We start from the raw sequence: 14,513 nt of genomic DNA on the forward strand, positions 1-14,513 counted from the left end.
CTCCCGCTGGGCGCGCACGGCGCCGGGCGGCGCGTCGCGGCCACCGAATGGCGCGGCACCCTGGCCACCGTCGCCGGCCTCGGCCTGCTCCTGCTCCCCGCGTCGGGCCCGGCCCCCGACGACACCCTCACCCTGGCCGAGGCCCTCGCCGTCTCCGGCGCGACGGCCGCGGTGATCGTGCTGCTGACCGTACGCACGGACACGCGCTCGGGGCTGCGCCACGCGACCGCGTCGGGGCTGGCGTCCGCGGCGGCTTCCGCCCTGACCCAGACCGTCGCCGTGGCGGGCGGCCGCGGCGGGGCGCTGCTCAGCGTCCGGGTCGTCTCGGTGGCCCTGCTCGTGGTGGTCTTCGCGGTCGGCGGGATGCTCCTGTCCCAGCGGGCTTACCGGGGCGGCCTCGGCGCCCCCCTCGCGGTGGTCAACCTCGCGAACCCGCTGGCCGCCGCCGCGATCGGCATGGTCCTGCTCGGCGAACGCATCCAGGGCGGGGCGATGGGGGTCCTGCTGGCGGTGGTGGGCGCGCTCGCCGCGGGCCGGGGCGTGCTGCTGCTCACGCGGACACCGGCCCAGGCGGCAGCCGCCACCTCGCCGGCGGCTGCTTCCGCGGGCGCCGCCCCGGTGACGGCCGCCGCGCCCGTGACGGCTGCCTCCGTGACGGTCGCCGCCTCCGGCGTTCCCTCCCAGCCCGCGTCCATGGCCCGCGTGTCCGCATGATTCACGTGATCCGTGTGATCCACATGTGATCAACATGATCCGCACGGTCTGAGAACCGTTTCACCACTTCGCGCGTCCTCCCCGGTAAGACGAAGGACGCGGACACGAAGCGCGCGCACGGCGCGCCACACCGAAGCGGAGTGAACGGGCATGGGCATCATCAGCTGGATCATCCTTGGACTGCTCGCGGGCGGGATCGCCAAGGTCCTGCTGCCCGGCCGGGACCCCGGCGGCCTGATCGGCACCACCCTCATCGGCATCGCCGGCGCCTTCATCGGGGGATGGCTCTCGGCGAAGTTCCTGGACCGGCCGATCCAGGACGAGTTCTTCGACCTCGCGACCTGGGGCTCCGCCATCGGCGGCTCCCTGGTCCTCCTCATCGCCTACCGGCTGATGTTCGGAAACTCCCGCAACTGACCCAGAAGCCGCCGGAACCCCCGCCGCCGACGGCCCCCACGCTGATGCGGAGAACCACCACCATGCCCAGCTGGCGCACCACGCTCACCTCAGCCGGGATTTCCGGTTCCCGCCTCCGCGGCGACTACACGTACGCGGCCCGCCGCGTCCTGCGCCGCGAACCCGCGCCCTACCTCGCCCTGCGCCTGCTGGCCGCGCCGCCGCTCGTGCCCTGGCTGGCGGCCGGGCTCGCCTTCATGAACAGGGTCGACGACGTCGCCGAGACCGGGGCCCCGGACGAGCGGGCGGCCGGCCTCAAGGAGCTGGGCGCCGAAGTGCACCGCGCCCTGGAGACCGGCGACAGCCCCGATCCGCTGCTGCGCGCCTACGCCCACGCCGTCGGCTCCCGCGGCCTGCCCGTCGAGTGGATCTTCCGCTTCCTCGACGGCGCTGCCACCGAGGAAGCGGTCTTCGACGGCTTCGCCGCCGAGGAGGACTTCCAGGCCTACCTCGACGCCTACGCCTGGCCCGGCGTGCTCGTCTTCACCGGCCTCCAGTACCCGGGCGGTCCCGACGCCGAACAGGCCGCCGCTTGGCGGCGCTTCGTGGACGCCGCCCAGCGGGTCGACTTCCTGGCCGACATCGCCGGGGACCTCGCGGCCGGTCGGCTCTGCATCCCGCGCACCCGCCTCGCCGAGCACTCCGTAACCCGGGAGGACCTCGAACGGGCCCGCGACACCCCGGGCGTACGGGAGCTCCTGGCCGCCGAGTGCGGGCGCGCCCGCGGTGCCCTCGCGGCCGCCGACGGGATCCTCGACCTCACCGAACCGGGGCTCCGGCCGGTCGCCGTGACGATGACGGAGCTCATGGGACATCAGCTCACGGCGGTGGAGAAGGCCGGTGTCGGCGCCTTGCGCAAGGACGTCGGCTACGGCCTGATCGCGCCGCTGCGCACCCTGGTGCGGGCCAGGGCGCGCGGGCCCCGTACCGCGAAGTGACCTGAACCGCGCACTTCGGGAAGAATGACGGGGCAGCACGCAGACCACGCACACGACGCACACGACGCACACCACGCACACGACGCAACCGAGCCCCCACGAAGCCGGAGCACCCGATGCCGCAGATCACCGTCGACTACTCGGCCCGCCTGTCCGACACGTTCGACCGGCGCGGTTTCGCGCTCGCGCTCCACCCGGTCACGGCCGGACTCGTCGAGACCACCCTCGAGAACTGCAAGACCCGCTTCCGCTGCCTCGAGGAAGCGTACGTGGGCGACGGTTCGCCCGAACACGCGCTCATCCACGTCCAGGTGGGCCTGCTGGCGGGCCGGACCGCGGCCGTCAAGGCCGAGTTGGCCGATGCCGTGCTGGAGCTGCTGCACAAGTACACGTCCACCGGGGCGTCGGACCCCGGTGTCGTCGTGCACGCCTCGGTGGACGTGAACGACCTGGGCGCTTCGTACCGCAAGTACATCGAGGGCTGAACGGGCCCCGGCCGGTCAGTAGGCGCCGTTGACGTTGTCGATCGAGCCGTAGCGTGCGGCGGCGTAGTTGCAGGCGGCCGTGATGTTGGCGACCGGGTCGTAGGAGTTCTGGGCGGTCCCGGGCACGTGATAGGCGCGGAAGGTCGGGTCGATGACCTGGAGCAGGCCCTTGGAGGGTATGCCCGCCGCCGCGTTGGAGTCCCAGTTGTTGATGGCCATCGGATTCCCCGAGGATTCACGCATGATGTTGCGGTGAATTCCTTCGTAGCTCCCGGGAATTCCGTGCTGCGCCATCACGGCGAGCGACTCGCGGATCCAGCCGTCGAGGTTGTTCGCGTAGCCGGTCGGGGCCTTGGCGGCGACGGTCTTGGCGGCCGCGGCGGCGGCGAGGTTCAGCTTCAGGCCGGGACGGATGATCGAGGGGTCGGCGCCGACGACGCTCCGGTTGGCCTCGTAGAGCTTCTGCCAGCCGCCGCCGACGGAGTGCTCGGCCGCGATCTTGCTCAGGGTGTCACCGCTGACCACGGAGTACGTCATCGGTGCGGCCTTCGCCGCGGCCGGGGACGCCTTCTGTACGGCCGGTGCGGCCTTCACGACGGCGGGGGCGGCTTTCACGACGGCCGCGCCGGCCGTGGTCGCGCTGATCAGCGGGAGGGCCAGGGCCGCGCTCCCGGTGCCGGCGAGGGCCAGCTTGCGCGTGATCGGGTGGTGCTTCGGCCGGCGGTGCTTTCCCTTTGCGGGCATGGCGGAATTCCTCACGTGGGGGTCGGGAGAGCCCTGGTGACGGCCGGTTTAGGCAGCTGACCACCGGGAACGAGGCGACCGTAGGCGAATCCGCGGGGCCGGAACAAGACGTGAATTCGGCAGGGAGATCAACTCCCCGCCGTCGGCCCGATGGATGACCTTGAAAGGGAGTTCGGGAATTCCCAACTTTCCCGACAGGGAAAGGGAATCGAACGTTCCGGGGAAATGATGTTGACGGGGCGGGCGTGACCCACATCACGGGCCGGCGGGCCGCGTCTCAATTCGGGCAAGTCGCCCTTCGGCGTGCGTGATTCGGGCGACCCGCCCGTTGGTGGCGAAACACCCATCACGGGTCAATCAGGTCAGGTCTCCTGAATGATCGTGCCGTCCTCGTCCATCGGTGGGTGCATCCGGGAGGGGCCGCAGCCGCCCTCCTCCTCGTCCGACGGCCGGGCCGTCTCCGGCCCGTCGGGCCCGATCCGGACCACCCGCCGCATCCGCACGACCAGCAGCTCCCGGCCGTCGTCGAGGCGCACCGAGTCCGCGTCGCCGGCGTCCCGGAACTCCGCCGCCACCCGGGCGTACCCGGCCCGCTCCGGATCTTCCGGAACCTCGTACACGGCCGGCCAGGGCCAGGTCAGCAGGTGGACCAGCGCCCGGCGCGCGGCGTGCGGGCTCGCGAGCATCGCGGTCGCCGGCTCCCAGCCCGCGCCGGTGCGCTCCAGCACCCGGAACGCGGTCGGCAAGAGCACGATCCCGGCATGCGTGCGCAGCGCCCGCAGCGAGTCGGCCCGTACGTCCTGCGGGTAGCGGGGGCTGCGGTAGTGCAGGCCCATGAGCGCGAGCCGCTCGGTGGCCTCCATGACGCCGGTCGCCGCGGTGTGGTCGATCACGAAGCCCGCGTCGAGCTCGGGGTCCTTGGCGTTCGGGTCCCAGCTGCGGTCGGCCGGCTCCGGATCCGTGGGCCGGGGCGGCTCCGGCCCCTCGCTGTTGCCGTAGACGATCTCGTCGCACCGCACCACCCGGTAGCGGGTGCCGGCCGCCGTGACCTCGTTGACCGGTTCCGTCTCCAGCCGCGCGACGGCCGCCAGCAGCTCCCGGCGGACCCGGCGGTCGTCGGTGTCGTCCTTGGCCCGGAACCACAGGAAGGAGTTCAGGCTGTCACGGGCGTCCTGCGGGAATCCGCCGGTGACCGGGTTCAGGACCCGCCACCGGTGCCCGTCGCCCACCTCCTGGCAGGCGATCCCGAAGAGCGGTCCCCGGACGATGTAGTGGTCGTAGCGCTGCGCCGCGTCGGCCGCGTCGGCTTCCTGGGCGGCGGCCACCGGATGCTCCGCGTGCTCGACGTTCATGTAGAGGTGCTCGCTCCCGGGGGGTACCTCGCTGCTCATACCGCATTCTGGGCACAGCTCCCGGCCGGGTGCCGGGAGGATCCACAACCCTGCCCAGAATCACTGAGGTTGTGCTAAACCGCCTTCGGGCGAGGGGTGCCCGGGGTCTGCCCGGACCAGGGTCTAGAGCCGCGTCAGCGCCTGGTGCACCGCCGCCACCGATTCCGCGCTCGCCGGCAGCAGGGGGAGGCGTACGTCGGGGGTCGGGATCCGGCCCTGCGCGTACAACACCCCCTTGACCACCGCCGGGTTCGGCTCCGCGAAGCACGCCGCGGAGAGGCGGGCCAGCCCGTGGCCCAGCGTCCGCGCCCGCTCCGCGTCGCCCGCCCGCCAGGCCTCGGCGAGCTCGACGAACCGGGCCGTCGCCAGATGGGCCGAAGCGAGGATCCCGCCCGTCGCGCCCAGCGCGAGCATCGGGGAGAGGTAGGCGTCGTCGCCCGCCAGCACCTCGAAGCCGTCCGGCAGGTCGCCGAGCAGCGCCACCGCGTCCTGGTCCACGGCGCCGACCGCGTACTTCACCCCCGCCACCCCGGGCAGCGCCCCGATCGCCCGCAGCGCGGCCGCGTCGAGCGACTGCCCCGTCCGGTACGGGATGTGATAGACGATCAGCGGCAGCGGGCTCACCTCGGCCAGCCGCGTGAAGTGCGCGAGCACCCCGGCCGCCGCGGGCCGCAGGAACGGCGGTACGGTCACCAGCGCCGCCGTCGCCTCGGGCCACCGCTCGAGCCGCGCGAGCGATTCCTCGGCGGCCCGGGTTCCGCCGGCCCCGGCGCCCACGCTCAGCAGCGCACCGCGCTCGCGGCAGACCCGCGCGCAGACGTCGGTGACGAGGTCGCGCTCCGCCCCGTCGAGGGTGGCCGTCTCGGCGGTGGTGCCGAGGGCCACGATCCCGGCGGCCCCCGCGTCGAGGACCTCGTGGGCCAGCGCCTCCAGGGCCCCGGCGGCGACCTCCCCGCCGGGGGCGAAGGGGGTGACGAGCGGTACGTGGATCCCGTGCAGGCTCCGCGGCGTGTGGTTCGGTGTCATGTGTCGAGGCTCGCGCGCTCCGAGCGTCGAATCCAGTTCGCGTTCCTTACGCAAACCGTAAGCTGATCCGATGCTCGACGTACGACGCTTGCGCCTGCTGCGCGAACTGGCCCGCCGGGGCACCATCGCCGCGGTGGCCGAGGCCCTGTCCTTCAGCGCTTCGGCCGTGTCCCAGCAGCTCGGCGTCCTCGAACGCGAAGCCGGCCTGCCCCTGCTGGAGCGCACCGGCCGCCGGGTCCGGCTCACCCCCGCCGGGCAGAACCTGGTCGTGCACGCCGAAGCCGTGCTCGAGCTGCTGGAGCAGGCCGACGCCGACCTCGCCGAGGCGCGCGGCGGCCTGGCCGGAGCCCTGCGGATCGGCTCCTTCCCCACCGCCACCCGGGCCATCGTCCCGGCGGCCCTGATCACCCTGGCCCGCCGCCACCCGCGGCTGGAACCGATGGTGTCCGAGACCGACCCCGCGGCCGTGGCGCACGCGCTGCGCGCCGGGGACCTGGACGTGGCCCTGATCCACGAGTACGACTTCGTTCCCGCGCGGCAGGAGCCGGGGCTGGCCACGGAGCCGCTGTACCGGGAGGCGATGTACCTGGCGGTGCCGGCCGAGCGCGACGGGCGGGCCGTCCCGGTGCCGCAGTCGGCGCCGGATCCGGCCGCGCTGGACCGTGCCGCGCCGGCCCCCGATGCGCCGGATGCCGCGCCGGATCCCACCGCGCCGGCCCCCGATGCGCCGGATCCCGCCGCGCCCGTCGGAGCCGATCAGGCCGCGAGGCTCCGTACCCACGCCCACGAGCCCTGGATCACCGCCACGCCCGGCACCCTCTGCCGCGCCATGACCGTACGGGCCTGCCAGGCCGCCGGGTTCACCCCGAGGATCCGCCACCAGGTGGACGAGTTCGCCACCGTCCTCGCACTGGTCGCGGCCGGCCAGGGCGTGGCCGTGGTGCCGCAGCTAGGGATCGCCGGGCACGCGGACCCGGCCGTCTCCCTGACCCGGCTCCTCATGGAGCGGCGCACCAAACTGGCCTTCCGCTGCGGGGCCGGCGCCCACCCCGCCGTGGCCGCCTTCGGGGCGGCCCTGCGGGCGGCGGTACCACCGGAACTGGCCACCGCCCAGCGCGCCGGAGCGTGAGCCAACTGCCCTCCACGGGACCGCGCGTGTACGTTGACGGGGCCGGTGGATCCCCCTCGGGGCTCCGGCGCATCCGACGGAACCGTGATCGAAGATCGGGGTAGCACGTGACGCACCGCGTACGAGGGGTCATCGCCCGGAGCAAGGGCGCTCCGGTGGAGACGACGACGGTCCTCGTCCCCGATCCGGGGCCGGGCGAGGCGCTCGTACGGGTCCAGGCCTGCGGGGTCTGCCACACCGACCTGCACTACCGCGAGGGCGGCATCAACGACGAGTTCCCCTTCCTGCTCGGCCACGAGGCCGCCGGGATCGTCGAATCGGTCGGTCCGGACGTCACCTCGGTGGCACCGGGCGACTTCGTCGTCCTCAACTGGCGTGCCGTGTGCGGGACCTGCCGGGCCTGCAAGCGCGGCCGCCCCTGGTACTGCTTCGCCACCCACAACGCGACCCAGCCCATGACTCTGGAGGACGGCACCCCGCTCTCCCCGGCGCTGGGCATCGGCGCCTTCGCCGAGAAGACCCTGGTCGCCGCAGGCCAGTGCACCAAGGTGGACCCGGCGGCCTCGCCCGCGGCCGCCGGACTGCTCGGCTGCGGCGTGATGGCAGGCCTCGGCGCCGCCCTGAACACCGGCAACGTGGGGCGCGGGGACTCCGTCGCGGTCATCGGCTGCGGGGGAGTGGGCAACGCCGCCGTGGCCGGGGCCCGGCTGGCCGGAGCCTCGCGGATCATCGCCGTGGACCTGGACGACCGGAAGCTGGAGTGGGCGCGCGGCCTCGGCGCCACGCACACCGTCAACGGCACTGCCGTGGACGTGGTCAAGGCCATCCAGGAGCTGACCGGCGGGCACGGGGCCGACGTGGTCATCGAGGCCGTCGGCCGCCCCGAGACGTATCGGCAGGCGTTCTACGCGCGCGACCTGGCCGGCACGGTGGTCCTGGTCGGCGTCCCGACACCGCAGATGCGGCTCGAACTCCCGCTGCTGGACGTCTTCGGGCGCGGCGGCGCCCTGAAGTCCTCCTGGTACGGGGACTGTCTGCCCGAGCGGGACTTCCCACTGCTCATCGACCTCTACCTCCAAGGCCGCCTCGACCTCGACGCCTTCGTCTCCGAGCGGATCGCGCTGGACGACGTGGAGGCGGCCTTCGAACGGATGGAGCGGGGCGAGGTGCTCCGCTCGGTGGTCGAGTTCTGACACACGCCACGAGCCCAACCCGCTGCGCGGAAAGGGCAGTCGTGCCGCGTGAGCGGGGGCTTGCCCCGGGGGACGACCACCGGGGCAAGCCCGTCCTTTTCGAGCACCTCGCGTACACTCGGCCGGGCCCGCCGCCCCGCCTCGCCGCCATTCCACGGCTCCGGGACGGCGCCCGCGCATCCACCGCACCGCGCCTACTCCAGGGAGCCCCGTGACCCCCGCGCCCACCGCCGGCGGCAGCTACCGCCAGCCCGGTGTCGTACTCACCGACCACCACTTCACCGTCCCGCTCGACCACAGCCGCCCGGACGGCGAACGGATCGACCTGTACGCGCGCGAGGTGGTGGCCGCCGGCAAGGATCCGCGATCCCTGCCCTGGCTGCTCTACCTGGAGGGCGGCCCCGGCTTCGGCGCCCGCCGGTTCATCGGCCGCCAGGCCTGGCTGGGGCGGGCCCTGGAGGAGTACCGGGTCCTGCTCCTGGACCAGCGCGGGACCGGCCGCTCCACTCCCGTCAACCGGCAGACCCTGCCGCTGCGCGGCGCGCCCGCGCAGCAGGCGGAGTACCTCGCCCACTTCCGCGCCGACTCCATCGTGCGCGACGCCGAGGCCGTCCGCCCCCTGCTCACCGGCGGCGCGCCCTGGACGGTCCTCGGCCAGAGCTTCGGCGGCTTCTGCGCCACCCACTACCTCTGCGCCGCCCCCGAGGGCCTGACCGCGGCCCTGATCACCGGCGGGCTGCCGCCCCTCGACGCGACCGCCACCGAGGTGTACGAAGCGGCGTACCCGCGCATGGAGCGCAAGAACCGCGCGCACTACGCCCGCTACCCCATGGACGTGGAGCGCGCCCGCGCCGTCGCGGCCCACCTCGCCGAACGGCCGGCCGAACTCCCCGGCGGCTACCGGCTCACCGTCGAGGCCTTCCAGTCCCTCGGCATCCTCCTCGGGCTCGCGGACGGCAGCCACCAGCTGCACTACATGCTGGAGAACGCCTTCGTCCCCACCCCGGCCGGTCCGGCGCTCTCCGACGGCTTCCTGGAGACCGTCCACGCGCAGCTCTCCTTCGCCGGACACCCCCTGTACGCGCTGATCCACGAGACGATCTACGCCCAGGACCCGGTGGCGCCCGCCGGCTGGGCCGCCGAGGAGGTCCGCGCGGCCCACCCGCGCTTCGACGCGGCCGCCACCCTCAAGGGCGACGAGCCGCTGTACTTCACGGGCGAGACCATCCACCCCTGGCACTTCGAGTGCGACCCGGCGCTGGCACCGCTGCGGGAGACCGCCGGGCTGCTGGCCGCCCGGACCGGCTGGACGCCCCTGTACGACCCGGCGCGGCTCGCCGCCAACGAGGTACCGGTGGCCGCAGCGGTCTACCACGACGACATGTACGTGGACACCGCGCAGTCCCTGGCCACCGCCCGGGCCGTCCGCGGACTGCGGCTGTGGGTGACCGACGAGTTCGAGCACGACGGCGTCCGCGCCGGCGGCCCGCGCGTCCTGGACCGGCTACTGGCGCTCGTACGGGACGAGCTCTGAGCGGCCGCGCGTCCGTCCGTCCGTCCCTCTGCGTAGGGTGCGACGTATGACAGAACGACTGGACGGGCCCGCCCCGATGCCCGCACCCCTGGAACCCATGCCCACCGACTGGCAGCGCGCGCTCGCGGTGGTGGCGCACCCCGACGACCTGGAGTACGGCTGCGCGGCGGCCATCGCCGACTGGACGGACGGCGGCCGGGAGGTCGTCTACCTGCTCGCCACGCGCGGGGAAGCCGGCATCGACACCATCGCCCCCGCCGCGTGCGCCCCGCTGCGCGAGGCGGAGCAGCGCGCGAGCGCGGCCGTGGTCGGGGTGCGCACCGTCGAGTTCCTCGACTACCGGGACGGCGTGGTCGAGTACGGCCTCGACCTGCGCCGGGACATCGCGGCGGCCATCCGCCGACACCGGCCCGAGCTGGTGATCACCATGAACCACCGCGACACCTGGGGCGGGGCCGAGGGCGGCGGCTGGTGGAACACCCCCGACCACAAGGCGGTCGGCCGGGCCACGCTGGACGCGGCCGGTGACGCGGGCAACCGCTGGATCTTCCCCGAACTCCTCACGGAACAGGGATTGGAGCCGTGGAACGGGGTGCGCTGGGTCGCGGTGTCGGGCACCACGACGCCCACGCACGCGGCGGACGCCGGTCCCGGCCTGGAGCGTTCGGTGAAGTCCCTGATGGAGCACAAGGCGTACATCGAGGTCCTGACGGACGAGGATCCGCAAACGTACGTACGGAACTTCCTGACGGGCAACGCCCAGCAGGCGGCGGCCCGGTTCGGGGGCCGCCCGGCCGTGCCGTTCGAGGTCTTCCCGCGTTGATCGCCGCACCTTAAGGTGTCCGCGTGATCGACACCATCAGCACGGAGATCGCGGAGGGCGAGCAACGGATCCGGCTGCACGTCGCGGACGGGATCGCGGAACTCACCCTCTGCCGGCCGGACAAACTCAACGGCTGGAGCTGGGAGTCCACGCGCCAGTTGGGCCTGCTGGCGGACCGGATCCGCTTCGATCCGGCGGTACGGGTGGTCCTGCTGCGGGCCGAGGGCCGGGCCTTCTGCGCCGGCATCGACGTGACCGCCCCGGGCGGGGCGATCACCGGCGCCTCGGCGGCCGAGCGGAACCGCAACTACTACGAGGGCATCCGCTGGGTCCACGAACGCTTCGCGGTCCTGTCCAAGCTGCCCCAGCCGGTGGTGGCCGCCGTGCAGGGCTACTGCCTGGGCTTCGGCTTCGAGCTGGCGCTGATGGCCGACATCCGGGTGGCGGCCGAGGACGCCGTCTTCGCCCTGCCCGAGGCGCGGTTGGGGGTGGCGGTGGACGCGGGCGGCGACCTGCGGATCGCCCGCGAGGCGGGCGCCGGCTGGGCCAAGTTCCTCGCGCTGACGGGCCGCCGCATCGACGCGGAGACGGCGCTTCGGCTGAACCTGGTCCAACAGGTGGTCGCACTCGGGGAGTTGGAGTCGGCCGGCCGGGCCCTCGCGGCGGAGATCGCGGCCAATGCCCCGCTCGCCGTGCAGGGCATCAAGCGGGGGATCGACGCGTACGCGGACGCCGCCCTGCCGGCGGCCCTCGACCGGGTGGCGATGACGGCGGCCCTCACCCTCACCTCGGGGGACTCCCGAGAGGGCTACGGCGCGAAGGCGGACCGGCGCCCTCCGCGTTTCACCGGGAGCTGAGGTGAGGTGAGCGGAGGTGAGCCCGGGCCGGGCGCCGGCCGCCGGCCGCCGGGCGCCGGGCGCCGCGCGGACGTCCGGCCGGGGACCGGCCGCCCCCTGCTACTCCTCCAGCCGCAGAAGTGCCAGGGCGCGGGCCGAGACCGCGGGGAGGGGGTCGTGTCCGCCCTCGGCCGCCCAGTGTTCGAGGGCGACCGTGACCGCGTCGATGAGGACGGCCGCCAGGAGGCGAGTCTCCAGGGCGGACTCGGGGCGGCCGGTGCGGGTGGCGAGGACCGGGATCAGGCGGTCCTGCATCGCGCGGGCGGCCGCGAGCCAGCGCAGGCGGATCGCCGGGACGCGGCTCATCACCTGGATCAGCCGGACCGTCTGGCCCGGCCCCTCGTAGCGGGCGCCCGCCGTCGCGATGGTGAAGGCGGCCTGGGCGGCCTCCGTGAGCGGTTCCGCCGCGGGGCGCAGGGCCATCTCCTCCACCAGGGTGGCGACCCCGGCCGTCAGCACCGGGGTCAGCGCGTCCTCCTTGGCCGGGCAGTACCGGTAGAAGGTGCGCAGCGAGATGCCGGCCGCCCGCGCGATGTCGTCGACGGTCGTGGCCTCGTAGCCCTGCTCGGAGAACAGCGCGGCCGCGGCCTCCGCGATCTCGTAGCGGGTGGCCTCCCTGCGCCGCTCCGTCAAGGACGGGCGGCTCGTACTCACCGAGGTCATCACCGCGGCACCTCCAGGGGATCGATGGGTCCCGGGCGGGCGGCCCCGCGGGGCCGTTTCACCGGCTGAACGGGCCGCGGCCCAACTGCTCGCGCACCGGCACGACGTCGGGGTTGACGATTGAGCGGCGCTGCCAGTTCGCGCCGTCCACCACCAGGGTGTGGCCGGTGATGAACCGGGCGTGCGGAGAGGCCAGGAAGGTGGCGGCCCAGCCGAGTTCGCGCGGTGCGCCGACCCGCAGCGCGGGCTGCCGGCCGTCCTTGGCGTCCGGGGCGGCGCGTTCCAGGCCGCCGCGGATGTCTTCGGTCATGTCCGCGTGCGGGAACAGCCCCGGGACCAGTCCGTTGATCTGGATCCCGTACGGGCCCCACTCGACGGCGAGCGTCTCCACCAGGTTCTTCACCCCGGCCTTGGCGGCCGCGCTGTGGGCGAATCCCGGACCGCCCGTCCAGGCGTACGAGGCACCGATGTTGACGATCGAGCCGGCGCTGCCCGCGTCGAGGTGGCGGCGGCCGAACTCGCGGGTCATGAACCAGGTGCCGGTGAGGGTGATGTCGACGACCGCCCGCCAGGCGTTGGGGGACAGGTCCTCGGCCGGGCAGGGGAAGTTGGCGGCCGCGTTGTTGACCAGCACGTCCGGCAGCCGGCTGAAAGCGGCCTCGGCGGCGTCGAACACCCCGGACACCCGCTCCGGGTCCCGGATGTCGCAGACGGCGGCCGTCACCCGGCCCGCGCCGGGTGTGGCCGCCAACTCCTCCTGCGCCGCCTCGAGCTGCTCGATCCGTCGGCCGGCGATCACCAGGTCCGCGCCGAGCCGCGCGAACTCGGTGGCGATGGCCTTGCCCAGACCGGTGCCGCCCCCGGTCACGAGCACCACCTGTCCCGCGTACGTACCGGGCGGCAGGGCGGCCGAACCGAGCGGCGGCGGCGCGGGCAGGCCGCGCGAGGGGTTCTCCATGCGCCCCATCGATAGCGTGCGGGCGCCGAGATCACCATGCCCGTGCCGGGGGCAGTTGGTTCCGCTGGCGCTGCGGCCGGGAAGGTTCGCCGGGCGTCGCGATCCGGCACACCCTTTCCGTCACGGCACTATCCCTGCGGGGCGTACGCCTGCTTGCTCGCGCACGTCCAGATCACCGCGCTGTTCATCCCGGTGGCCAGATCGCGGAAGGCGCCGCCCACCCTGTCGTCGTCCGAGACGGCGTGGGCCTCGGTGTTGACGTCGGTGCTCGCGCCCGCCGGGTTCGGCAGGACGAGCGGTGCGCCCGTGCCGGGCCAGTAGGCGGCCCGGACGTAGCGGGCGTAGCCCTCGACGAAGGTGACGGCCGAGCCGACGGTCACGTTCGTGGTCGGGCTGATGGCGTCGAAGGTCAGGTGCTCGTAGCCGGCGACCGGCCCGGGGCTGGTGGGCGGCGCGTCGTACGGCTTCTTCCAGACGGCCGGGGTCCGGCGCCGCAGGTCCCGGTAGTTCTCCTGCTCGAAACCGACGACGCGGCCCTTGTCGTCGATGCCGGTCGCCTGGGTGCCCGTCGTCCAGTAGGTCTCGGTCCAGACGGGCAGGCTGTAGGGCGGGTAGCCGCCGCCGGCCGGCCAGACCACCGGGAAGGTCTTGCTGACGATCTGGTCGTTCTCCCAGTCGTCGTACTCCGTGTGGGCGGTTCCGAGGACGTCCCCGCGCTTGTTGATGCCGTCCACCGACACGATCTTGGTGCTGGGGTGCGCGTCCGCGGGCACCGGCAGTTCACGGACCACGGTGCCGTCCGCCCACTCCTTCGCGGTGCCGGCTTCCATGCCGACGACGCGGCCCGCGTCGTTGACGTCCCCCGCGTGGGTGGTGGCCGTGGCGGCGCCGGTCAGCAGCCGGACGGCCGCGTCGCCGTCGCGGTAGGTGAAGGCGGCGCGGGCGTGGTCCGAGGAGCGCTCCACGGTGCCGACCATCAGGCCCTTGGCGTTGACGGCGGTGACCTTGCCGTTCTGGAAGCCGTCCGGCAGCGGGACGGCGTGGACCGCGTGGTCCGCGGTCCAGTACGCGGGGAGGCCGACGCTGTCGCCGACGGCGAGGCCGTCCGCCCCGAGGTCGTTCACGGCTCCGGTGGTCCAAGGCGCGCCGCCGGGCAGGGCCGGCAGGGTGACGACGCCGGGCGCGCACGCGGCGGCGGCCGTGGCGGCCGTGGGAGCGGCGGTCGAGGTCGTGGCGGGCGCGGCCGCGGCCGGTCCCGCGGCCGTGACGAGGCCCGCCAGGACGATGGCGGCCCCGGCCGCGGACATGCTTCTGCTCATGTGGTGCTTCCCCCAGGATGTGCGAACCGCCCCGCCCGGACGGCGGGGTCCCCGAAGCCCGTCAGGTGTTTTTGTGACGTGCTCGTGTCATATGTTGCCCGAAAGCGGGCGGGATGTGACCGGATCGGCGCGTGTCGTTGCGGACGGGCCCGTTCCCATGGGTCCGCACTGGTTCCCAGGGACGCAAGCGACCGCTTAGTATGCGCGCGAGAGGCGTGATTCCCGTCGGCGGCTGGAGGCCCCG

At 73.9% G+C, this 14,513-nt stretch carries 15 protein-coding genes; 9 read left to right on the top strand and 6 right to left on the bottom strand.

Annotated elements, in window-relative coordinates; genetic code table 11:
- From J7E97_RS21590 to J7E97_RS21605, 4 genes are all read left to right on the top strand, one after another.
- The coding region (locus J7E97_RS21590; protein ID WP_215029787.1) for a hypothetical protein at positions 1 to 714 on the top strand (714 nt) is incomplete at its 5' end.
- 150 nt (positions 715 to 864) lie between these two features.
- Positions 865 to 1,131 (top strand): GlsB/YeaQ/YmgE family stress response membrane protein, encoded by a 267-nt coding sequence (locus J7E97_RS21595; RefSeq protein ID WP_215029790.1) that lies wholly within the window; start codon positions 865 to 867, stop codon positions 1,129 to 1,131.
- Between the two features lie 62 nt (positions 1,132 to 1,193).
- Positions 1,194 to 2,108 carry a squalene/phytoene synthase family protein gene (locus J7E97_RS21600; RefSeq protein WP_215029794.1) on the top strand — a complete coding sequence of 305 codons (915 nt, stop codon included), beginning with the start codon at positions 1,194 to 1,196 and terminating at the stop codon, positions 2,106 to 2,108.
- Between the two features lie 116 nt (positions 2,109 to 2,224).
- Positions 2,225 to 2,593 (top strand): 5-carboxymethyl-2-hydroxymuconate Delta-isomerase, encoded by a 369-nt coding sequence (locus J7E97_RS21605; protein ID WP_215029796.1) that lies wholly within the window; start codon positions 2,225 to 2,227, stop codon positions 2,591 to 2,593.
- Positions 2,594 to 2,608: 15 nt separating this feature from the next.
- Here J7E97_RS21605 and J7E97_RS21610 read toward each other — a convergent pair whose 3' ends face one another.
- From J7E97_RS21610 to J7E97_RS21620, 3 genes are all read right to left on the bottom strand, one after another.
- On the bottom strand, positions 2,609 to 3,337 hold the full coding sequence (locus J7E97_RS21610; protein ID WP_215029798.1) for a LysM peptidoglycan-binding domain-containing protein: 729 nt from the start codon (positions 3,335 to 3,337) through the stop codon (positions 2,609 to 2,611).
- Between the two features lie 362 nt (positions 3,338 to 3,699).
- Positions 3,700 to 4,728, bottom strand: coding sequence for a DUF5954 family protein (locus tag J7E97_RS21615; protein ID WP_215029799.1), 1,029 nt, complete (start codon positions 4,726 to 4,728; stop codon positions 3,700 to 3,702).
- A gap of 123 nt (positions 4,729 to 4,851) precedes the next feature.
- Positions 4,852 to 5,754 (bottom strand): dihydrodipicolinate synthase family protein, encoded by a 903-nt coding sequence (locus J7E97_RS21620; RefSeq protein WP_215029800.1) that lies wholly within the window; start codon positions 5,752 to 5,754, stop codon positions 4,852 to 4,854.
- A 70-nt stretch (positions 5,755 to 5,824) separates the two neighbouring features.
- On the opposite strand from J7E97_RS21620, the gene J7E97_RS21625 reads away from it, so the two are divergent.
- The 5 genes from J7E97_RS21625 to J7E97_RS21645 all read left to right on the top strand — a co-directional run bounded on the left by J7E97_RS21625 (position 5,825) and on the right by J7E97_RS21645 (position 11,290).
- Positions 5,825 to 6,883 carry a LysR substrate-binding domain-containing protein gene (locus J7E97_RS21625; protein WP_215029802.1) on the top strand — a complete coding sequence of 353 codons (1,059 nt, stop codon included), beginning with the start codon at positions 5,825 to 5,827 and terminating at the stop codon, positions 6,881 to 6,883.
- 107 nt (positions 6,884 to 6,990) lie between these two features.
- Positions 6,991 to 8,076 (top strand): S-(hydroxymethyl)mycothiol dehydrogenase, encoded by a 1,086-nt coding sequence (locus J7E97_RS21630; protein ID WP_215029804.1) that lies wholly within the window; start codon positions 6,991 to 6,993, stop codon positions 8,074 to 8,076.
- A 211-nt stretch (positions 8,077 to 8,287) separates the two neighbouring features.
- Positions 8,288 to 9,610: an alpha/beta fold hydrolase gene (locus J7E97_RS21635; RefSeq protein ID WP_215029807.1), complete on the top strand. Its 1,323-nt coding sequence runs from the start codon at positions 8,288 to 8,290 to the stop codon at positions 9,608 to 9,610.
- Between the two features lie 46 nt (positions 9,611 to 9,656).
- The gene (locus tag J7E97_RS21640; protein ID WP_251054930.1) at positions 9,657 to 10,433 is read left to right on the top strand and encodes a PIG-L deacetylase family protein; all 777 of its coding nucleotides are present in this window, start codon (positions 9,657 to 9,659) and stop codon (positions 10,431 to 10,433) included.
- A gap of 23 nt (positions 10,434 to 10,456) precedes the next feature.
- Entirely contained in the window at positions 10,457 to 11,290 is an 834-nt protein-coding gene (locus tag J7E97_RS21645) for an enoyl-CoA hydratase/isomerase family protein (RefSeq protein WP_215029810.1), read from the top strand.
- Between the two features lie 99 nt (positions 11,291 to 11,389).
- Here J7E97_RS21645 and J7E97_RS21650 read toward each other — a convergent pair whose 3' ends face one another.
- The 3 genes from J7E97_RS21650 to J7E97_RS21660 form a co-directional block, all read right to left on the bottom strand.
- Positions 11,390 to 11,992, bottom strand: coding sequence for a TetR/AcrR family transcriptional regulator (locus tag J7E97_RS21650; protein WP_215029812.1), 603 nt, complete (start codon positions 11,990 to 11,992; stop codon positions 11,390 to 11,392).
- Between the two features lie 58 nt (positions 11,993 to 12,050).
- Positions 12,051 to 12,950 (bottom strand): SDR family oxidoreductase, encoded by a 900-nt coding sequence (locus J7E97_RS21655; protein WP_215029815.1) that lies wholly within the window; start codon positions 12,948 to 12,950, stop codon positions 12,051 to 12,053.
- A gap of 128 nt (positions 12,951 to 13,078) precedes the next feature.
- Positions 13,079 to 14,269: a hypothetical protein gene (locus J7E97_RS21660; RefSeq protein ID WP_215029818.1), complete on the bottom strand. Its 1,191-nt coding sequence runs from the start codon at positions 14,267 to 14,269 to the stop codon at positions 13,079 to 13,081.
- Positions 14,270 to 14,513 lie beyond the last annotated feature (244 nt).

It is taken from the genome of Streptomyces sp. ISL-66, assembly GCF_018614135.1.
Taxonomy (GTDB): domain Bacteria; phylum Actinomycetota; class Actinomycetes; order Streptomycetales; family Streptomycetaceae; genus Streptomyces.